We start from the raw sequence: 21,249 nt of genomic DNA on the forward strand, positions 1-21,249 counted from the left end.
ACCGACCACCACCATGTCCGATCCACGCAACAGCCCGCCGCCCCTGCCCCCCGTGCCGCCCGCCGCACCCACGCCGCCGCCCCTGCCCGGGGCGGCGCTGGATGGCCCCGGCTCGCCGCAGGATGTCGCGCCGCCGCCCGGCAGCTTCCCGCTGGACACCTCGAAGCTTCCGCAGGCGATCCGCGATGAGATCGAGGCGCCCGACCCGCTGGCCATCGACACCTCGGCCAACGAACTGAAGGACGGCCTGAACCGCTGTCCCAAGTGTGGCGCCACCGATATCCGGCCACGCCTGGGCACCGACATCCTGGTCTGCCAGTTCTGCCGTCACGAATGGCACGGCGCCCGCGTGGAGGAAGCCTTCGGTCTGGGCGAGGCCATCGGCGAGCTTCGCGGCACGGTGATCGCCAGCGGCGCGCGCGACATCGATGCCGACCTGTCGGCACTGATGACCTTCAAGTGCACCGGCTGTGGCGCCGAGGTGACGGTCAATACCGAAAGCACCATGACCGCCCGCTGCCACTGGTGCCGGCACGTGTTCGGGGTGAACGAGCAGATCGCCAACGGCGCGGTGCCCGACGCGGTGCTGCCGTTCCATATCAGCAAGGACGATGCCGTCGCCCGCATCCGCCAGTTCGTGGACAAGCGGCGCATGTTCGCGCTGAAGGCGTTCAAGGACCAGTTCACCCCGGAAAACGTGGTGGGCGTGTACCTGCCCTACATGATCGTGGACGGCAACGTGAGCGCGGCAGTGGCCGGCAAGGGCGAGATCAAGACCCGCGAATACACCCGCGGCACGGAAAAGAACAAGCAGACCTACTACGACGCCGACATCTACCAGGTGGAACGCCAGGTGGATTTCACCGTGGACGATCTGCCGCTCGAGTCCTCCGCCGACCGCGGCAACCTGGACACCCGCGCCAACACCAACAACATCATCAACACCATCCTGCCGTTCGATACCAAGAACGCGGTGAAGTGGAACGCTTCCTACCTGGCCGGCTTCACCTCGGAAAAGCGCGATCTGGACGTGGAAAAGCTGCGGCCGCGGCTGGAAGACCAGTTGCTGTCCATTGCCCGCGCGCAGGTGGAGCGCAGCGTGAATCGTTACGACCGCGGCGTGCGCTGGGAACAGGAACAACTGCAGGTGCACGGTACCCGCTGGGTGGCGATGTACCTGCCGGTCTGGCTGTATTCCTACCACCAGCCCGGCCGCAACGGCGGCATGCTGCACTACATCGCGGTGAACGGCCGCACCGGTGAAACCATGGGCAGCGTGCCGGTGCAGCAGTGGAAGCTGCTGCTGGCCGCGCTCACCACCGGCACGATCATCGAAGCCCTCGCAATCGCCTTCCTGGTGGCAACGACATGAGTGATGACGCTGGTCTCTGGTTGCTGGCCGCAGGCCCGGCAGGCGCCACGGCGCTGTACTGGGCGCTGTACCGCTACTACCGCAACACCGACAAATCGCACGGCTTCGAACACGAAACCGAGATCGACGCCAAGCCGGTCACCGGCTCGGACCGGCGGGTGGACAGCATCACCGGCACCCAGGAACGGCGCGTGCGCGGTGACAACGTGCATGACTACCGCAAGCGGGTGGCACGGGTCGCGCCCGATCCCGACCGCAACGGGCCACCGGGCACCACGCCCTGACCACACCCGGCTGATCTAGACTGGCGCCCCTGCCGCTGGCGGCCGGGGCCCATTCTTTACCTGCCGAGACCGCCGTGAACGCTGCACCCCCCAACGATTCCCCTGCGGCACGTGCTGCGGCCAGCGTGAACATGGCCTTGGCTGCCGGCGCCATCGTCGGCACCTGGTTCTGGGACGTAACCAACGACCAGCTGACCGTGGATGCCTACCTGGCCCGCGCGTTCGGCCTGGACCCGGCACTGGCCGGGAAGAAGATGCAGCTGCACGACGTGCTGGGCGCCATCCACCCCGACGACCTGCCCGGGCTGACCGCCGCCATCGACGCCGCCGTGCGTGATGGCGACCGCTTCGCCCACCCCTACCGGGCGCGTGGCGAGGACGGGCAGTACCACTGGCTGGAAGGCATCGGCCGGATCGAGCGCGATGCCAGCGGCCGCGCCACCGGTTTTCCTGGCGTGCTGATCGACATTGACGAGCGCCTGCGCGTGCAGGCCGAGCGCGACCAGGCACAGGCCTTGCTGCGCTCGTTCATGGAAGCCGCGCCCGGCGTGATGTACGCCAAGGACCGTCAGGGCCGACTGCTGATGGGTAACCATGGCGCCACCGAACTGATCGGCCTGCCGCCGCAGCAATACGTGGGCCGCACCGACGCCGAACTGCTGGGCGACCCCGCGCAGGCCGCCGCGGTGATGGCCACCGACGAACGCATCATGGCCAGTGGCCGCACCGAACAGCTGGAAGAAAAGATCAGCTTCGCCGATGGCCGGCAGGCCTGGTGGCTGTCGACCAAGGCGCCGCTGCGCGATGCCGACGGCGCGGTGATCGGCCTGGTCGGCACCTCGCTGGACATAACCGACCGCAAGGCCGCCGAAGCCGAACGCCTGGATATCGAAGAGCGCTATCGGCTGGCCGCACAGGCCACCAACGATGCCGTGTGGGACTGGCGCATGGCCGATGGCCACGTGATCTGGAACGAAGCAGTCAGCGCGTTGTTCGGCCACGCGGTAAAGACCTCCACGGCGCAATGGTGGCTGGACCACATCCATCCCGACGACCGCGCGCGGGTCGACAGCAGCATCCATGCGGTGATCGACGGCCACGGCAGCGCCTGGATGGACGAGTACCGCTTCCGCCGCGCCGATGGCAGCTACGCCGATGTACTGGACCGCGGTGCCGTGCTGCGCGATGCACAGGGCCAGCCCCTGCGCATGATCGGTGCCATGCTGGACCTGTCGGCGCGCAAGGCCGCCGAAGCCGCGTTGGCCGACAGTGAGGAACGCCTGCGCCTGGCCACCGAAGCCAGTGAACAGGGCTTCTGGGATGTGGACCTGGTGCGTGGCGTACTGATCTGGCCGCCTCGCACCAAGGCCATGTTCGGCATGTCCGCCGGCGCGCACGTGACCATGGATGACTTCCGCGCCGGCCTGCACCCCGACGACCGCGACGCCACCCTGGCCGCACTGGATGCGGCCGCGGATCCGGCCCGGCGCGCCAGCTACGATGTGGAATACCGCACCGTCGGCAAGGAAGACGGCATCGTGCGCTGGGTGGCCGCCAAGGGCCGCGGCATCTTCGAGCACGGCCAATGCGTGCGCATGCTGGGCGTGGCCATCGACATCACCCGCCGCAAGGCCGCCGATGCGCGCCTGCAGGAATTGAACGAACAACTGGAAGCACGCGTGCACGCCGAAGTTGCCGAACGCCTGCGGGTGGAAGATGCCCTGCGGCAGAGCCGGAAGATGGAAGCGGTGGGCCAGTTGACCGGCGGCATCGCGCACGATTTCAACAACATGCTGGCCACGGTCATCGGCCCGCTGGACCTGCTGGCACTACGTATCGACAGTGGCGACAGCCGCGCCCACCGTTACATTGAAATGGCGCTCGATGGTGCCCAGCGTGCAGCGCAGCTGACCCAGCGCCTGCTGGCGTTCTCGCGGCAGCAGCCGCTGCAACCGGTCGCCCTGGACAGCAACCACCTGCTGGCCGGCATGAGCGACCTGCTGGTGCATTCGCTGGGCAGCAGCATCATGTTGGAAACGTTGCTGGGCCGCGACCTGTGGTGGACCCACGCCGACGCCAACCAGCTGGAAAACGTGATCCTGAACCTGGCCGTGAATGCCCGCGATGCCATGCCCGGTGGTGGCCGGCTGAAGGTCGAGACCGGCAACTGCCGCATCGACATCGGCAACGCGGCGTCCCATCCCGGCATTCCTGCAGGCGACTACGTGCTGATCGCGGTCAGCGATACCGGCACCGGCATGGCCCCGGACGTGCAGGCGCGCGCGTTCGATCCGTTCTTCACCACCAAGGACGTGGGCCAGGGCACGGGACTGGGGCTGTCGCAGGTCTATGGCTTCGTGCAGCAGTCGGCGGGCCATGTGGCGCTGGACTCCAGCCCCGGCGCTGGCACCTGCGTGCGCGTCTACCTGCCGCGCCTGCTGGGCGAAGCGGCACCGTCGGCGCGGCCGCCGTCACGCAGCCCGGCCACACCGCCTGACGGGGGCGCCGAGCGCATCCTGGTGGTGGACGATGACGAGGCGGTGCGCCGCTTTTCGGTCGATGCCCTGACCGAGCTGGGCTACGACGTGCTGTCCGCCGATGGCGCCGCCAGCGCCCTGCCCCTGCTCGATGCCCATCCGTCCATCGCCCTGCTGTTCACCGACGTGGTGATGCCGGAAGTCAACGGTCGCAAGCTGGCCGAGCAGGCGCTGGCCCGGCGCCCCGGCTTGAAAGTGCTGTACGCCACCGGCAACAGCCGCAATGCGCTGGTGGACGACGGCGTGCTCGATGCGCGCGTGCAGCTGATTGGCAAGCCCTTCACCATCGACGAACTGGCCACCCGGGTGCGGGTTGCACTGGCACAGACCGGCTAGTTCACGCCTCCGATGCAGGGCCGGGGCCAGGCTGGGCGCGCGCGCCCTTCCGCCGCTACCCTCGAGGCACCGACCATGGTCATCCGCACCCGTTCCGTGCTGCTGTTGATGTCGTCCAGCCTGGCCCTGGCAGGCCCCCTGTTCGCCGCCGCGCAGGACGCCCCACCACCGGTGGGCGAACTGAGCACCACCACGCAGACCACCTCCAGCGAGACCACCCAGACACGCAGCAGCAGCAGCAGCAGCAGCGAGATCGACATCAGCATCGACGACGGCGCTGACGACGACTGGGGTGAGCACCGGGGGCACGACGCACGCCACCGGCGCGACGATGTGGACGAACGCGATCTGTTCGGCCATTGGACCCTGGGCCAGGAAGGCGGCAACAGCTGCACCATCGAACTGAAGGACAGCACCTGGTTCGGTGGCTACGGCGCCTGGGTACCGGCCGGCTGCCCCGATGGCGTGTTCTCGGTGAACCGCTGGCTGCTGTCGGGCAACGACCTGCTGCTGACCGATACCAACAACACGGTGATCGCGCGCTTCCGCCAGAGCGGCAGCGGCCGCTGGTCAGGGCGCCGGGTTGCCGATGGCGCCCGTCTCTACCTGAACCCCCAGGGCTCGCGCTGACAACCGGCGCAGCGTCGTTCCGAGTGTGCCCTGTTGCCCAGAACCGGGCCGCAGGCGGTGCCTATACTACGGCCGCCTGCCCCCGGTTGCCGCTGCGCGACCGCAACGGGCAGGCAACGGACGGGATGTATCCGTTGGGCCCGCGGCCACGCCGCCGGCCCCTGCCGTGCTGTGCGACCCCATGCGGTTCCACCACACACCAGGAAGGATGCCATGCGCCTCACACGACGTGATTTTCTCGCAACCACCGCCAGTGCATCGCTGGCCTCGCTGGCGCCGGCGGCACTGGCCGACGATGTACCCGCCACCGCTGCAGCCGGTGCGGCGCGCTTCCAGCGCTACAACGTCACCAGCCCGCAGGGCCAGCGCATGCTGGCCAGCTATGCGCGCGGCATCCGCGCCATGCTGGCATTGCCGCCGGACGATCCACGCAACTGGTTCCGCAATGCCTTCGTACACCTGATGGACTGCCCGCACGGCAACTGGTGGTTCTACGTCTGGCACCGGGGCTATGTGGGCTACTTCGAACAGACCATCCGCAGCCTCAGCGGCGATCCGCAGTTCGCCATGCCGTACTGGGACTGGACCGACCTGCCGAAGATTCCACCGTCGATGTTCGAGAGCGTACTGACCCCCACCGACGCGGCCTATTCGCGCTACACCCGCAACCTGGCGGTGTTCACCGATTTCATCAAACCGGCCCTGCAGCGCTATTGGGCCACCCTGGACCCGGAGCAGCGCAAGCAGTTGTCGCTGCGCGGCTACAACAGCATGGACGATGTCTGGAACGATGTGACCGGCTACAACGCCAAGGAACAGACCGGCATTTCCGGCAATGCCGCCTACGCGGTCACCTGCGGCGCCCGTTACCTGTGGGCCGAACACCCGCAGCTGGACCCGAAGACCGCCTCGGCGGTATCGCCCGATACCATCCGCGCCGGCCTGTCACCGCAGGATTTCAACAACCCCGACATCAGCCGCAGCTTCACCAGTTCGCGCACCGCCTCGCACGTGCTGCAACCCGACGGCGCCACGAAATTCTCGGTACTGGAAGGCTTCCCGCACAACAAGGTTCACAACTGCATTGGCGGCGTCGGTGCGGTCGATCCCGGCCCCTACGGCAACATGACCAACTTCCTGTCGCCGCTGGATCCGATCTTCTATCTGCACCACGCCAACATGGATCGCCTGTGGGATGTCTGGACCAAGCAGCAGCAACGCTTCGGCCGCCCGATCATGCCCACCGATCCGGCCACGCGCGAACAGTTCATGCGCGAACCCTTCCGCTTCTTCGTCGATGCCCAGGGCCGGCCGGTGGGCAACAAGACCGCGCGCGACTTCTTTACCACCCAGGCCTTCGATTACGACTATGCCTACGGTGCTGGCACCAGCGCGGTGGCCAGCGCGACTGCAGCCGCTGTTCCCGCTGCCGCCGAAGCAACGCTGGTGCGCGGTACCCGTGCGCAGGATGCGGTGCGCGTGGCCGTACCGCACGCGGCGGTGCGTGCGCACCTGGCCGCCACCGCGCCGCGCCAGTTGATTGCCGAAGTCACCCTGGAACGCCCCCACGGCCTGCAGAACGCGCGCGAATTCGACGTGCTGGTGAACGCCCCGGCCGGGGTGCGCAGCGTGGATGCGGACAGTCCGTACTATGCCGGCACGGTGTCGTTCTTCGGCCCCAGCATGCCGGGCATGGACCACAGCCATCCGACCACGTTTGCGGTGCCGCTACCGCAGAAACTGGCGGCCTTCAGCGGGCTGTCGGCGGCCGCGGGCGGCAGCACCACGCTGGAAATCCGCCTGGTCGCCTCCTCGGGGCAGGCGCCGCAGGCGTTGCCGGTGCTGGATGCGGCGATCCTGGTGGCACCCGGCTCCTAGGGTCCGCTGGGCCCTTCGTGAACTGCGTCAATACGCCAGTACCCCGCATTGACGCACGCTTCACTGGTCTGCGCATCAGCATAACCCGTTCATTGTCAGGATCGGACCGCAGGTCGCAGCACCACACTTCCCTACACAGCACCCGCTTGCCATGGATGAAGTCGCCCGACTTGAAGAACTGAATCGCCTGGGGGTGCTGGATACCGCACCGGAACCCGTGTTCGACGCCATCGTGGCGGCCGCGCGCGCCGCCACCGGCATGCCGACCGGCCTGATCTCGCTGGTCGACCACGATCGGCAATGGTTCAAGGCCAACATCGGTCTGGAAGGCACCTGCGAAACGCCGCGTGACATCTCCTTCTGCACCCACGCCATCGAGCAGCAGGGGTTGATGGAAGTTGCCGATGCGCGCCAGGACCCGCGTTTCCAGCAGAACCCGCTGGTGCTGGGCGGGCCGCGCATCCGCCACTACGCTGGCATTCCGCTGGAAACGGCGCACGGTGCACAGATCGGCACGCTGTGCCTGCTCGACACCCTGCCTGGCGTGCTCTCACCCTCGCAGCGCGAACTGATGGTGCACCTGGGCCGGGTCACCACCCAGGTGCTGGAACAACGCAGCGCGCTGCTGGCCCAGGTGGAACAAGCGCGCGTGTTGCACCGCGAGCTGAAGCGCAGCGAAGATTTCCTGGAGCGCACCAACACCGCCGCGCGCGTGGGTGGCTGGGAACTGGAGCTGGCCACCGGCGAGGTGCGCTGGACCCGCGAAACCAAGCAGATCCACGGCGTGCGTTCCAGTTACGAACCGACGCTCGCCACCGCCCTCTCCTTCTACCGGCCCGACACCCGCGGCATCATCCAGACGGCGGTGAAGCGCTGCGTGGACGAAGGCACGCCGTACGAACTGCAGCTGCCGATGACCACCGCCGACGGGCGCGACATATGGGTGCGCGTGGTCGGCAACCGGCAGATCGTCGAAGGCCGCCAGCGGCTGGTCGGCGCCATCCAGGACATCAGCGAGGAACGCAGCACCCGCGATGCGCTGGAAGCCAGCGAAGTGCGCTACCGGCGCCTGTTCCACTACAGCCTTGGCCTGATCTGCACCCATACCCTGGATGGCACGCTCACCTCGGTGAACCCCGCCGCCATGCAGTCGCTGGGCTACGACGAAGCGCACGTGGTCGGCCGCAGCCTGGGCGAGTTCATGCCCGAGGACAAGCAGGACCACTTTGCCGCCTATCTGCGCCGCATCGGCGCCAACCACACCGATTCGGGCGTGATTGAACTGATCGCTGCCGATGGCACCCGGCGCTACTGGGCCTACCACAACGTGCTGGATTCGGAAGCCCAGCCGCCCTATGTGCTGGGCCACGCGCAGGATGTCACTGCCCTGCGCACCCAGGAACAGCAGCTGCGCGAACTGTCCTTCAAGGACCCGCTGACCCAGTGCAACAACCGGCGCTACCTGCACACCCTGGAAGCGCAGACCGGGCAAGCCTGGGCCTGCCTGGTGTTCGACCTGGATCACTTCAAGCAGATCAACGACAGCGAAGGCCATCGCCGCGGTGATGCGATCCTAGTCGGCTTCGCCACCTTCCTGCGTACACCGCTGGGCAAGGACGAGGCCGTGGTACGGCTGGGTGGCGATGAATTCCTGGTGGTGTCCAACAACACCGACCCGGCACGGCTGCAGGAACTGGAGCGCTGGTACAACGATCATTGCAGCGATTCGCCCTGCGCCTTCTCGATGGGCGCCGCCCAGCATGTGCCCGGCGAAAGCGTGGCCGACACGATCCACCGCGCCGATGACCATCTGTACCGCGCGCGTGCCCGCGTTCGCCGGTCCCCGCGCGGAGATGGCGGGCGCTAGTCCAGCAGGAAACGACTCATGCGCTGCAGCTCATCGTCCAGCGCGTTGCTGAAGGCCGCACCGCGCGGTGCGGCGCCGCTGATGTAGCCGAACTGCGGCAGCAGCTGGCCGCCGGCCACCGCCACGTTGGCCCAGCCAATCACCTGCTCGTGCCACAGCAGCGGCAGCGCGTAGTAGCCGAAGCGGCGCTTGGGTGCAGGCGTATAGGCTTCGAACCGATAGACCCAGCCCCACAGCTGTTCGAAGCGGCGACGGTCCCAGACCAACGGGTCGAACGGCGCCAGCAGGCGCACGGCCTCATCCACTACGTGGCGTCGCGAACGCGGGTTCTCGTCAGCCGGCCAGAACCATACCGTGCCATCCACCGTGCAACTGGCCAACTGCGAACGCGCCTCGCGCAGCGCCTGCTGCAGGGGCGCGGCCAGGTGCGGAGCGCCGTAGCCCAGCAGCCGCACCAGATAGGTCAGGCTGGCAGCCGGCAACGGCGCGTACTTGCGCACCACCAGGGCCAGCAACGCCTCGGCACGCTGCTGCGCGGTCAGGCCATCGGCATAAAGCGGCGCGTGCAGCGCCGGTGCGTAGATACGCGTGCCGCTGTCACGCCGCTGCACCCGCAGCAACCCGCGGTAGTGCATGCCATCGAGCAGCTGCGTGCTGGCGTTGCTGGTGCCGCCCCAGTAATTGGTCACCCGTCCATGGGCGAAGACCTGGTCCACCTCGCGCGGGTGGACCGCACCGTGCGCCTGCACGAACGCCAGCACCTGCTCGGCGCGGCGCCGGGTGGCCGCATCCCAGGCGCGCCTGGGCACGCGCGGGTGCATCAGCGCCACGTGCTCGCGCGGCAGGAACCCGTAGTTCACCAGGCAGTCTTCTTCCACCGGCAATCGCGCGTAGCGCCGCTCCAGGTCACCGGCGCGGTAATCCTTCACCCGGTGGCGCAGGGTCAGGTCCTGGGCACGGGCGGGCGCACGGATCGGATCGGCCTGCACGAAACCCAGGCGACGGATCGCCGCCATCAGCGTGGTGGGCGTGAACAAGGTGCGTGACACCGCATAGCGGCGCAACTGGTCCAGGGTGGGCGAAGCGGCCATGGGCCATTGTAGATCGGCGCGGCAGCCGGATGGCGTCGACTGGGCCCCGGCGACGGATGGCGCGGACTGGGGGGCAACGACGGGACGGCGACGACTGGGGCAACGACGGCACGTCGGCGACTGGGGGGAACGACGGGACGGCGACAACTGGGGGCGACGACGGAACGGCGACGACTGGGGGCAACGACGGGACGGCCACGACTGGGGGGCAACGACGGGACGGCGACGACGGGGTAGAGTCGACTGTTAGTCGACTGCTCTTCCCAGGGCTGCCGCAAAACCCGCGCTGCGCGCGATAGTCGACTAACTGTGTAAACCCACTACGTTGTTCAGCGGCACTCTGGAGATAGGTGGCTGGCCGCCGATCCCCATATGGGGACGGTGCCAGTTGTAGTGGTGCAGCCATTGGGTCAGCACGGAATTGCGTTGGTCCGATCTCGACTAAACGGCGTTAAACGGGCATTTTTATGGTTGTTCATCCGGGCTCTTTGGGATCTGGAGAGGTGTGGTAACCACCATTTTCCAGAGATGTCCCGGATGAACAACGTACAGAGAGATCACAACTAACAGTCGACTCTACCCAGTCGGCCATTCCCAGTCGGACATTCCCAGTCGGACATTCCCAGTCGGCCATTCCCAGTCGGCCATTCCCAGTCGGCCATTCCCAGTCGGCCATTTCCAGTCGGCCATACCCAATCGCCCATTTCCAATCGGCCATGCCCGGTCGCGCATCCCCAACCGACCCTACCCAGTCGACGTTTCCCCCATGTTTCCCCAGCCACGGGGCGCAGGTTGTGCGCGGCCGTTCTACAATCCCGGCAGGCCGTCACCCAAGGATCTGCGTGCCCCCGTTCAATCTGTTCCAGCGTCTTTCGCAGGCGCCGACCAATCCCCGCGCCGAGCCGGCGCCACGCAGCTTCGATGTGGCCGAACTGTATGCGGGCCCGGTGGCACTGCCCGGTGATGCCGCTGCGGCCCCGCTGGCGCTGGACGAGAAGCTGCGCCAGGCCTACTTCTGGATCGTCAACAACGCGATCATCAGCCCGCACTACGACATCGAATACCACGACGGTCCCTCGCCGCGGTTCAACGTGGGTGACAGCCGCCGTCCGCTCACCCTGCCGTCGGCGCAGAGCTACTCCAGCTACGTGCTGCTGCCGCTGCTGACCTTCGCCACCCGCCGCAAGTGCCTGTTCGTGGGCGGGCCCGGTCGTGGCAAGACCGCCAGCGCCATCCTGATGGGCGTGCTGGCCGGCTACCCGGTGCGCGAGGTGCGCCGCGCCATGCAGCACGGCCACCCGCAGATGACCATTGCCGATCTGCTTGGCAACCCGCTGCCGGCCGACCTGGTCGCCGCCCAGGACATGAACCAGATCCGCATCGCCTGGCGCAGCTGGCTGAGCATGCGGGTGAAGATCATCGACGAGTACAACCGCATTCCCACCCGCACCCAGAGCGCCCTGCTCACGGTGATGGGCGACAACTACGCCGAAATCCTCAACCACGTCTACGAATGCCCCGAATCGGCCTGGTACCTGACCGCCAACGACGATCGCGGCGGCGGCACCTACCAGGTGATCGAGGCCCTGCGCGACCGCATCGACGTGGTCGTGCAGGCGCTGGCCTTCAACCCGCGCTTCCTGGAAGAGATGCTGCTGCGCATCGAACAGGACATCCGCCCCGAAGAAGTCGTGCCGCGCGACATCATCTTCACCGAAGCCGAGGGTGACCAGCTGCTGCAGGAAATCCGCGCGGTCGAGGTTCCGCAGGATGTGCGCCGCCGCATCGAATTCTTCAGCAGCCAGTTCGAGCTGATGGAAACCGCCGGTGCACAGTTCGAATACATGACCAAGGACACCGCGCGCCTGGCCGGCGCCGACTGGGCACAGCTGACCGCCGCCGACAGCGGCCGCGACCGCATGAAGGACCTGGGCTGCCAGACCCGCAACGGCCTGTCCGTGCGCAACCTGATGACCCTGCTGATGTTCGCCAAGGCCATGGCCTACTTCCGCGGCAACACCACCGTGGCCCTGGACGACGTGCGCCAGGTGCTGCCCTTCGTGCTGAACGACAAGCTGCAGCCCGACCCGGATGCACCGTTCTTCGCGCTGCCGGAAAACGCCGCCTACCGCAGCGACCACCTGGGCTGGCTGCGGTGGCTGTTCGATGCGTCCACCGCCGAGTACGACCGCCTGGACCTGGACCGCGACGATCCGGTGGGCGCGCTGTCCGAGCAGTTCGCGCAGGGCCTGGACGGCCTGGGCGAAGGCGAGACCCGCAAGCGCCTGACCCGCATCGAGCGGCTGGTGGAAGAGCGCGTGAAGGGGCGCAAGCTGTACGGCCACCTGTACGACGATCTGCTGAAACTGAAGTACCTGCACCAGCGCTACACCAATTACCTGCACTGGCTGCGGGCGCGCTGAGATGGTGTCGCCCACTCTGGCGTCGCTGCTGGCATCGCGGCGTGCGCTGTTCAACCAGGCCGTGGCCGATGCACGCCACCGCTGGCCAAGCCTGGACCTGGCCGCGTTCAGTCAGTTCGTGCACGAAACCCTGGATACGCTGTGCCAGGCCGTGGACGGCGAAGACCCGGCGTGCACCGCCCAGGTGTGCGAGGTGGCCTTCGAACTGGGGCTGCAGCTGGTGGCCCATGGCCAGGCCGGGCCGCGTGCGCGCCTGCCCTGGGTCGATGCGGCCTGGTGCACGTTGGCGCCCGCGCTGGCACCGTTGCTGCGGCGTGAACCGCAGGCGGTGCTGGGTACCGTGGCCAACGCCGTACTGCGCATGGCCGAGCAACCCGGCGTACGCGTGGACGCGTGGATTGCCACCGTGGCCGCACACGGTGCGCAGTGCAGCAACGTGCAGCAGCTGCGCGACCTGGGCGCACTGGCGGCCTGGCGCGCGGGCATGGCGCAGCTGCGTGAGCCGGTACTGCAGCAACTGGACAGCCTTCCGCTCGCAGTGACCACCGCGATCATCGGCGCCCCTGCCGTCAGCGTGGACGACCTGCCCGCGCGGCTGCGCGCCGACCGCTGGTACCACCCAGCGCCGAGTGCCGCGGTCGGCCACAGCACGGGCGCCTTCACTGGTCTTGGTGGGTCGTTCAGCACGCCTCCGCTGGTGCGGGCCACGCCGCAGGGCTTTGTCATCTGCAGCGGCGAACAACACTTCCTGCTGCTGGCCGATGCCTTCGGTGCCGCCCTGCTGCCGGCCCATGCAGAGGAGTTCGATGCGGCGCCGGCCGGTACGCTGCCGGCCGCCACCGCCGCGCGCCTGGCCGAACAGCACCTGCCGCACGCAGCTGCACGCCATGAGGTGCAGGCGGTGGCCGGTGACGCCGGCATCGTCCTGTTCTCAACCTGGTCGCATGCGCTGCGCGTGCTGCCACCGCAATGAACCCGCCACCGCTTCCCGGTTCCCTGCTCGCCTGGCAGCAGGCGTGGCCGCAGGCACTGGCCGCCTGGAGCCGGTTCACCCGCCTGCAGGACCCGCGCCTGTGCGACTCGCACGTGCAGGCCGCTGCCGAGGGCTTGACCGGCAGCTTCGCCGCCATCCGCCTGGCCGACCAGCGCATCGTGATTGATCTTGAGCAGGTGCAGCAGCTCGGCCTGCAGCCCTATGCGGTGGAGATCCTGGCGCACGAGATCGGCCACCACGTACTGGCCCCGGCCACCGCCAGCGACCATGCGCGCATGTTGGCCCGTATCCGGCGCGCACTGCCGACGCTGGAAGCACACGCGCCGATGGTGGCCAACCTCTACACCGACCTGCTCATCAACGACCGCCTGCAGCGCCAGAACGGCCTGCACATGGATGCCATCTACCGGCGCCTGGCGCAGGCGGCCACCCAGCCGGCATCCACGGTCTGGCAGCTGTACATGGGCATCTACGAGGAATTGTGGCAGCAGCCGCGCGGCGCGCTGGGCGGCTCCCCGGACGATGCGGCCGTGCACGCCGATGCGTGGCTGGGCGCGCGGGTGGTGCGCGTCTACGCCAACGACTGGATGGCCGGTGCCACGCGCTTTGCGACCCTGCTGCTGCCCTGGTTGCTGCAGGCGCAGACCGATGCACGGCTGGACGCCCTGATGGACACCCAGCACGCCGGCCACGGCAGCCAGCCAGCGGGCCTGGGCCAGTTGGATGACGATGAGCTGTCGCCGGTCCTGCACCCGGCACACGACCCGCTCATCACCGGCCAGGCCGATGAAGCGGGCCCAGCGCAAGCACCGCAGGATACGGCGGCCGCCACCTCGCGCGGGCAGATGCGCGAACCGTTCGAATACGGGCAGATCCTGCGCGCGGCCGGGCTGGATCTGGATGACCACCAGATCGCCATCCGCTACTACCGCGAACGCGCGCTTCCGCACCTGATCCGCTACCCCAGCGCGCCACAGCCGCAGGCACTGGAAGCACTGCCCGAAGGCCTGGAACCGTGGGAGCCGGGCGATGCACTGGATACGGTGGACTGGCTGCAGTCGGTACTGCAATCGCCGCACGTCATCCCCGGGGTCACCACCGTGCAGCGGGTGTACGGGCTCGCGCCCGGCCGCGAGCCGGCGACCGAACCGATTGATCTGGATCTTTACGTGGACAGCTCGGGCTCGATGCCCAACCCGCAGCAGCACACCTCCTACCTGGCCCTGGCCGGTGCCATCATTGCGTTGTCGGCACTGCGGGCCGGCGCGCGCGTGCAGGCCACGCTGTGGAGCGGCACCCACCAGCACCTGCATACCGATGGCTTCGTGCGCGCCGAAGACCCCATCCTGCACGTGCTGACCGGGTACTTCGGCGGCGCCACTGCCTTCCCGATCCATCGCCTGCGCGACACCTATGCCGCACGCACGCCGCGCGACCGCGCCGTACACATCCTGCACATCTCCGACGACGGCATCACCACCATGTTCGACCAGGACGAGCGCGGTGGCAGCGGCTGGGACATCGCCCGCCACGCGCTGCAGGCCGCGCGCGGCGGCGGCACCATGGCATTGAACCTGTACAGCCCGCTGCCGGCATACCTGGCCGATGCCGCGGCCACCGGCTGGACCGCCGACCTGCTGCGCGCGCGCGACGCCGGCTGGGATATCCATGTAGTGCGCGACATGGCGGATCTGCTGCAGTTCGCGCGCGTCTTTGCTCAGCGCCACTACGCGCCGGGCCCGGTGGGTCCACGACCGTGATCGTGCTGTGGCGGCTGACCACGCTGTGCAACCTGGCCTGTGGGTTCTGTGCCTACGATCGCCGTGTCCGCCAGCCCCGCGTGCACATGCCAGCCGCTGAAGTCGAGCGTGTCGCGGACCTGTTCGTGCGCTACCAGCTGCGCAGCGGCCAGCCGGTACTGCTGAGCTGGCTGGGTGGCGAGCCGCTGCTCTGGCCCGGCCTGCTGCCGCTGTCGCAGCAACTGCGTCGGCAGGGCCTGCGGATCAGCATGACCAGCAACGGCACCCGCGCCTGGCAACCGGGTGCTGCGCAGGCGTTGGCCGAGGCCTTCGACGAGATCACCTTCAGCATCGATGCCCCGGGCCCCGTGCACGATGCGCTGCGCGGCTGGCCCGGCGGTGCGCGCAGGCTGGAACAGGCGATCCGCGCCCTGGCTGGCCTACACGCCAGCGGAAACCAGAACCGCCCGCGCCTGCGTGCCAACGTGGTGCTCATGCACCCCACCCTCGAACACTTCTCCGATCTGTGCCTGCAGTTGGCCGCGTGGGGCGTGGATGAGATCACCTTCAACCAGCTGGGTGGCCGCGACCGCCCGCTGTTTCACCGCCAGCACGCGCTGACGGCCGCCGATGTGGCACAGCTGCGTCATGCCCTGCCCGCGCTGGCCGTTCAACTGGCCGAGCGCGGCGTGCAGCTGCATGCCCAGCCGGCCTACCTGGACCGCTTCCATGCCAGCGCCATCGGCGCCGCGCTGCCGGTGCTCGATTGCGAGGCCCGCCGCCCGACCCTGTTCATCGACGAACACGGCCGCATCGGCGCCTGCAGTTTCACCGTCGACACCCACGCCATCGACAGCCGCGACCTGCGCCAGCCCGACGACCTCGATACGCTGCGCGAGCGGCTGCGGCAACAGCGCCTGCAGAGGCCGGCCGCGGTCTGCGGTGATTGTCCTTCCACCCAGGTGTTTGCAAAATTCGGAACATGACCATGACCGCTGGCCCCGACCTTGATGTCCTGCTGCGCCGCCTGCTGGAAACCCCGCCGGATTTCCTCGCCGTGCCGCGCCGTGCGGGCCAGGGCGGCGTGCATGTGGCAGCCGTGGTCGGCGATGTGTTCGCCCAGCACGGCCTGGACCTGCCGCCCGCACTGCGTGCCACCCTGTCCGGCGATCTCCCGGGCGTGGGCGCCAACCAGCTCAGCGTGGCCGCCGTTGCCGCCTGGCTGATGGCCGACCCGCACTGGCAGCAGATCACCCTGCAGAAGGAGCGCTGGCAAGGCCTGTTCGCAGACGCCATCCCCGCGTTGGCGGCCAGCGCCCCGGCCGATCAGTTCGTGTTCGAGGCCGACCGCCGCGAAGAACTGGCGCGCACCACCATTGCCCGCCTGGGCCTGCTGCCGGACGGGGAAACCGCCGCCCAGGCCGCCGACCGCCTGGCCCGCATCAGTGGCGTGGAACGGCAGCGCCTGCTCGACGCCAGCCGCGCCACCGAAGCGCGCGCCCGTGCGATCCGCGAGGCGCTGGCGCGCAAGGCCGCCGAAGAATCGGCCGACAAGTGGACGCGCGAGTAACCCGGTGGCGATGAACACCGAACCGACCGATGCCGATCGCTACCCCACCCTGAGCGATGCCGGCCGCGCAATGCTGCGGCACATGCGCGAACACCCGGCCGCGCCGCTGTTCCGCAACGCCAGCGGCAACCGTCTGTTGGCCGATGAAGTGGCCGCGCTGCGCCGCTACGAACGCGACATCGCCCAGGCGCGGTTCGACTGGCACCCCGGCAGTCCGCCGCCGTGGCTGGACGCGTTTGTGGCAGATACCTTCGCCCAGGTGCCGCATTACCGGGCACTGGGTCGCCCGTCAGCGTTCCAGGACATCCACAGCGTGCACCGCGGCGACCTGGCCGCCGACGTGGCCCGCTTCGTGCCCGACCCGGTGCCGCTGCAGCGGATGATCAACTTCCGCACCACCGGCACCACCGGTCATCCGCTGGTGCTGCCCTCGCATCCGGTGGTGGCCGCGCGCTACCTGGCCTACCACAAGCGCGCGCTGCACCGCTTCGGCCTCACCCTGCAGCACGGCGCCGGGCAGATGGGGGTGATGCTGCTGGGCATGCAGCAGCGCTGCTTCACCTATGTGTCGGTCACCCCCAGCATGGGCGAATCGGGGCTAGCCAAGATCAACCTGCACCCGGACGACTGGCGCCATCCCGATGATCGTGCGCGCTACATCGACCAGATGCAGCCGGAGGTGATCGCTGGCGATCCGATCTCGTTCGCCGCCCTGCTGCAGTTGCCGGTGCAGCACCGCCCGCGTGCGCTGCTGTCGGTGTCGATGGCCTTGTCGCACGGGCTGCGTGCCCAGCTGGCCGAGCGCTTCGGCTGCCCGGTGCTGGATCTGTATTCCATGAACGAGGCCGGGCCGCTGGCGGTGTTCGATGCCGAGGCCGGCGGCCACGTGCTGCTGCAGCCGGGCATGTACGTGGAAATCCTGGATGCCGAGGGCACCGCACTACCGCTCGGGCAGACCGGCGAGATCACGCTCAGCGGCGGCTTCAACTTCTGCCTGCCACTGCTGCGCTACCGCACCGGCGATCGCGGCGCATTGGCGATGGCCGGTGACACCCCGATGATTGTCGGGCTGCAGGGGCGCCGCCCCTTGCGCTACCGCACCGCGCAGGGCCAGTGGATCAACAACATCGACCTCACCCATGCGCTGGCGCTGTTGCCGCTGTCACGATTCGTCGTGCACCAGCACGCCGATGGCAGCGTACAGCTGTCGCTGCCGCCGGCCGAACTGCAGCATGCCGACGACGCTGCACGGCGGCTGGCCGCAGCGCTGGTCGGCCAGCCCGTACAGGTCGTTCCGCTGCAGCATGACGACAAAGTGCTGCAGTACAGCAGCGATCTTGCCGGCAGCCACGCGCAGTAGCCGCTCAGCGCAGCAGCTGCGCGTATGCCGCCAGCACCGCCAGATGCCCGACGTAGTACACGTAGAACCACCAGCGCGTGCGCGCAATGGACCAGGGCCAGCGTGCCATCAGCCACAGCACCGGCACCGCCAGCAGCGCCCACGCGTTGCCGTTGAACCAGCACAGCGCGGCCAGCGCCGGCAGCGGCAGCCACCACACCCGGTGGCGGAACGCGATCCAGCACAGCAGCACCAGCCCCACGCCGGCCCAGCGGTAATCCACGAAGAATGGCAGCACGCCCGCGGCCAGCAACAGCGACCACGGTCGATTCCGTGCTAGCGCCTGGATGGCGAGCGCCGCCAAGGCGAAGGTCAGCAGGATGTTCACCGGCAGCCAGCCGCCGAATGCCCAGGCATGCACCGGCTGCGCCAGCACGCCCCACAGCGCCAGGCGGCGGATCGACTTGCCCAGGTCTGCGCCGGGCTGGGCCAGGTTGCAGGCCATCACCGCCGCAAACAGCGGAAACGCGATACGCCCCAGCTCGCTCACCAGCGGCAGGTAGCCGCCATAGACCACCTTGGCCACGTGGTCGCCGGTCATCAACAGCAGCGCCAGCCACTTCAACGCCTCACGCGCGCCGCTGGGCAGCACGTAGGGAACGGTGGTCGGGGCTGTGGTTGCATCCTGCATGGGTGTTGGGTTCCTGGTTACGCCCCAAAATCTTGCCACGGCTGGCTATGCTTGTGCGTCCTGCACGTGAGGCACCGCCATGCGCACCCTGTATCCGTCCATCGAACCCTACCGCCAGCACAGCCTCGCCGTGGATGCCCTGCACACGCTGCATATCGAAGAATGCGGCAACCCACAGGGCCAGCCCGTGGTGTTCCTGCATGGTGGACCCGGTGCGGGCGTTTCGCCGGTGCACCGCCGCTTCTTCGACCCGGCCCGCTACCGCATCGTGCTGATCGACCAGCGTGGCTGTGGCCGCTCCACGCCCTTTGGCGAACTGCGCGACAACACCACCGCGCACCTGGTGGCCGACATCGAGCAGGTGCGCGTTCACCTGGGCATTGAGCGCTGGCTGGTATTCGGTGGCTCGTGGGGGTCCACGCTGGCACTGGCCTATGCGCAGGCGCACCCGCAGCGCGCCACCGGGGTGATCGTTCGCGGGGTCTATCTGGGCCGTGCTGAAGAAAACCGCTGGTTCGCCGAAGCCGACGGCGGCGCCCGCTGGATCTTCCCGGAGCGTTGGGCACGCTACGAGGCCTTCATTCCCGAAGACGAACGGGGCGACATGATCGCGGCGTACTGGAAGCGCCTGGACAGCCCGGACCTCTCCGTTCGCATTGCCGCCGCGCAGGCCTGGCTGGGCTGGGAAGACAACGCGGCCACCCTGCTGCACGACGTCAACGCGGTATCCGATGAAGACCCGCAGCAGACCCTGGCCAAGGCACGCATCGAAGCGCATTACTTCCGCCACAACGCATTCCTGGAACACGGCCAGCTGCTGCGCAACATCGATCGCATCCGTCACCTGCCCGGCATGATCGTGCAGGGCCGCTACGACATCATCTGCCCCGCGCGCAGCGCCTGGGAGCTGGCCCAGGCCTGGCCCGAAGCGCGGCTGGAGATGGTGCTGTCCGGCCACAGCGCCACCGAAGCGGCCACCACCGATGCACTGATCCGCGCCACCGATGCCGCCCTCGGCGGCCACGCCGGCTGACCCCGACACGCCCGTACCGCACACCGCGCCCACCCCGCACACCCGTAGAGTCGAGCTTGCTCGACTGCCGCACGCCAAAAGCCGTCAAGCAAGCCCGACGCTACGAAAACCCCGCCCCCCTCGCACGCGCGGCTATACCCACGTATACCCGCGCTGTACCACGGGCCTCTAGGCCGGGCACGGCCGGCGGCGGACAATACCGGCCTGCATCCACTGCGGAGTCGAAAATGGATCCCGATCCTGTCCGGTGCGCTGCGCGCGCGCCCTGCCCCCTTGTCCCTCTCTGCTGGTGCCTGGCAACCGGTTCGCATCACGTTGCGTGACCGGGGCTGCGGGCATCGCCTGCCCGGAGCCCGCCCATGTCCTACAAGATCCTCTACATCACCCTGCGCCGTCTGATCGGCGAACGCGCAGTACCAGCGCTGCGCAGCCAGTTGCTGCAGCACGGCCCGGTGCTGTTCGCGCGTGCGCTGGCGCTGGGCTCACCGCGCGTGGTGGCCGACGCCCTTTCGCTGCTGCCCATGGGCGAACGCATCACCGTACTTCGCCACCTGCCCGCGCCGCTGCGCGAAACCATGAAGCCGCTGTGCATCGGCAGCAGCCCGCGCGTCCGCCTGCAGCTGTGCGTCGCCGCATTCGTGCTTCATCACTCATGACCGGCTCCGATCCGTGGAGGGCTACACCCCATGAACCTCGATCTGCACCTGCCGGCATTCGATGCCGGCGCCACCCTGGCATCCCTGCTCAGCCTGTCCACCGCCTTCGTGCTGGGTGGCGCCATCGGCCTGGAACGGCAGGTGCGCCAGCGCACCGCCGGTCTGCGTACCAACACCCTGGTCGCGGTGAGCGCCGCGGTATTCGTCGATCTGGCCGTGCGCTATCACGGCCTGCACGGCGGCACGCCTTCGCCGCTGCACGTGGTCGCCTACGTGATTTCCGGCGTGGGCTTCCTCGGTGCCGGCGCCATCATGAAGGACGGCGCCCAGATATCGGGCCTGAACACCGCCGCCACGCTGTGGGGTTCGGCCGCGGTCGGGGCCTGTGCAGGGCTGAAGCTGTTCCCCGAAGCGTTGCTGGCCGCCGTCTTCGTCCTCGCCTCGAACACCCTGCTGCGGCCGGTGGTCAACCGCATCCAGCGCCAGCCGCTGCCGGAAGCCTTCAGCGAAGCAACCTACGCCATCAACGTGGTGTGCCAGCGCGAGCAGCAGGCCGAGGTGCTGGACCGTCTGCTGCTGTTGCTGGAACAGGCCCAGTACCCGGTGCGTGCGGTGGACCAGCGCCCGTTCGGCGAGCGCGACGTGGAAATCGAAGCGGTGCTCTACGCCACCACCGTCGATGGAACCGAACTGGACGCCGTACTGGCCGAACTGGCGGCGCAACCGGGCATGTTGCAGGGGTTCTGGAATGCCACTCTGGAAGAATGACGTGCACGCGCCCCACCAGCGCCCCCAGCCCGCTTTGCTAT

At 68.4% G+C, this 21,249-nt stretch carries 17 protein-coding genes and 1 pseudogene; 15 read left to right on the plus strand and 3 right to left on the minus strand.

Features of this window, described 5'->3' with window-relative positions:
- The first annotated feature begins 13 nt into the window (after positions 1 to 13).
- The 6 genes from C1933_RS10445 to C1933_RS10470 all read left to right on the plus strand — a co-directional run bounded on the left by C1933_RS10445 (position 14) and on the right by C1933_RS10470 (position 8,904).
- A complete protein-coding gene (locus C1933_RS10445) occupies positions 14 to 1,372 on the plus strand; it encodes a hypothetical protein (protein WP_108753197.1) in 1,359 nt (452 codons plus the stop codon).
- Entirely contained in the window at positions 1,369 to 1,656 is a 288-nt protein-coding gene (locus C1933_RS10450; RefSeq protein WP_108749726.1) for a hypothetical protein, read from the plus strand. Before C1933_RS10445 ends, C1933_RS10450 begins: the two co-directional genes overlap by 4 nt.
- A gap of 74 nt (positions 1,657 to 1,730) precedes the next feature.
- Positions 1,731 to 4,529, plus strand: a complete 2,799-nt coding sequence (locus tag C1933_RS10455) for a PAS domain-containing protein (RefSeq protein ID WP_234414499.1) — start codon at positions 1,731 to 1,733, stop codon at positions 4,527 to 4,529.
- Between the two features lie 75 nt (positions 4,530 to 4,604).
- Positions 4,605 to 5,159, plus strand: coding sequence for an AprI/Inh family metalloprotease inhibitor (locus C1933_RS10460; protein ID WP_234414500.1), 555 nt, complete (start codon positions 4,605 to 4,607; stop codon positions 5,157 to 5,159).
- Between the two features lie 213 nt (positions 5,160 to 5,372).
- Positions 5,373 to 7,037, plus strand: a complete 1,665-nt coding sequence (locus C1933_RS10465) for a tyrosinase family protein (protein ID WP_108753199.1) — start codon at positions 5,373 to 5,375, stop codon at positions 7,035 to 7,037.
- A 151-nt stretch (positions 7,038 to 7,188) separates the two neighbouring features.
- Positions 7,189 to 8,904, plus strand: coding sequence for a PAS domain S-box protein (locus tag C1933_RS10470; RefSeq protein WP_108753200.1), 1,716 nt, complete (start codon positions 7,189 to 7,191; stop codon positions 8,902 to 8,904).
- On the opposite strand, the gene C1933_RS10475 is transcribed toward C1933_RS10470, so the two are convergent.
- On the minus strand, positions 8,901 to 9,995 hold the full coding sequence (locus C1933_RS10475; RefSeq protein ID WP_108753201.1) for a crosslink repair DNA glycosylase YcaQ family protein: 1,095 nt from the start codon (positions 9,993 to 9,995) through the stop codon (positions 8,901 to 8,903). The two genes, C1933_RS10470 and C1933_RS10475, sit on opposite strands and share 4 nt — an antisense overlap.
- A gap of 303 nt (positions 9,996 to 10,298) precedes the next feature.
- Positions 10,299 to 10,436: pseudogene (locus C1933_RS10480) on the minus strand (integrase core domain-containing protein); the annotation flags it as partial.
- 401 nt (positions 10,437 to 10,837) lie between these two features.
- On the opposite strand from C1933_RS10480, the gene C1933_RS10485 reads away from it, so the two are divergent.
- Genes C1933_RS10485 through C1933_RS10510 form a run of 6 tightly spaced genes read left to right on the plus strand, consistent with a single transcriptional unit; the run spans position 10,838 to position 18,081 of the window.
- Positions 10,838 to 12,418 (plus strand): AAA family ATPase, encoded by a 1,581-nt coding sequence (locus C1933_RS10485; RefSeq protein WP_108753202.1) that lies wholly within the window; start codon positions 10,838 to 10,840, stop codon positions 12,416 to 12,418.
- Between the two features lies 1 nt (position 12,419).
- Positions 12,420 to 13,391 carry a hypothetical protein gene (locus tag C1933_RS10490; protein WP_108753203.1) on the plus strand — a complete coding sequence of 324 codons (972 nt, stop codon included), beginning with the start codon at positions 12,420 to 12,422 and terminating at the stop codon, positions 13,389 to 13,391.
- A complete protein-coding gene (locus C1933_RS10495) occupies positions 13,388 to 15,172 on the plus strand; it encodes a VWA domain-containing protein (RefSeq protein WP_108753204.1) in 1,785 nt (594 codons plus the stop codon). Before C1933_RS10490 ends, C1933_RS10495 begins: the two co-directional genes overlap by 4 nt.
- The gene (locus tag C1933_RS10500; RefSeq protein ID WP_159093972.1) at positions 15,169 to 16,137 is read left to right on the plus strand and encodes a radical SAM protein; all 969 of its coding nucleotides are present in this window, start codon (positions 15,169 to 15,171) and stop codon (positions 16,135 to 16,137) included. Before C1933_RS10495 ends, C1933_RS10500 begins: the two co-directional genes overlap by 4 nt.
- A gap of 2 nt (positions 16,138 to 16,139) precedes the next feature.
- Positions 16,140 to 16,721, plus strand: coding sequence for a hypothetical protein (locus tag C1933_RS10505; protein WP_159093973.1), 582 nt, complete (start codon positions 16,140 to 16,142; stop codon positions 16,719 to 16,721).
- Between the two features lie 10 nt (positions 16,722 to 16,731).
- Entirely contained in the window at positions 16,732 to 18,081 is a 1,350-nt protein-coding gene (locus C1933_RS10510) for an AMP-binding protein (RefSeq protein ID WP_108753206.1), read from the plus strand.
- Positions 18,082 to 18,085: 4 nt separating this feature from the next.
- On the opposite strand, the gene C1933_RS10515 is transcribed toward C1933_RS10510, so the two are convergent.
- The gene (locus tag C1933_RS10515; protein ID WP_108753207.1) at positions 18,086 to 18,751 is read right to left on the minus strand and encodes a TraX family protein; all 666 of its coding nucleotides are present in this window, start codon (positions 18,749 to 18,751) and stop codon (positions 18,086 to 18,088) included.
- A 79-nt stretch (positions 18,752 to 18,830) separates the two neighbouring features.
- Here C1933_RS10515 and pip point away from each other — a divergent pair, with 79 nt between their 5' ends.
- From pip to C1933_RS10530, 3 genes are all read left to right on the plus strand, one after another.
- Positions 18,831 to 19,784: a prolyl aminopeptidase gene (pip, locus tag C1933_RS10520; RefSeq protein ID WP_108753208.1), complete on the plus strand. Its 954-nt coding sequence runs from the start codon at positions 18,831 to 18,833 to the stop codon at positions 19,782 to 19,784.
- A 359-nt stretch (positions 19,785 to 20,143) separates the two neighbouring features.
- Positions 20,144 to 20,440, plus strand: coding sequence for a hypothetical protein (locus tag C1933_RS10525; protein WP_108753209.1), 297 nt, complete (start codon positions 20,144 to 20,146; stop codon positions 20,438 to 20,440).
- Between the two features lie 30 nt (positions 20,441 to 20,470).
- A complete protein-coding gene (locus C1933_RS10530; RefSeq protein ID WP_108749743.1) occupies positions 20,471 to 21,208 on the plus strand; it encodes an MgtC/SapB family protein in 738 nt (245 codons plus the stop codon).
- The last annotated feature ends 41 nt before the right edge of the window (positions 21,209 to 21,249 follow it).

It is taken from the genome of Stenotrophomonas sp. ZAC14D2_NAIMI4_6, from assembly GCF_003086875.1.
GTDB lineage: Bacteria > Pseudomonadota > Gammaproteobacteria > Xanthomonadales > Xanthomonadaceae > Stenotrophomonas.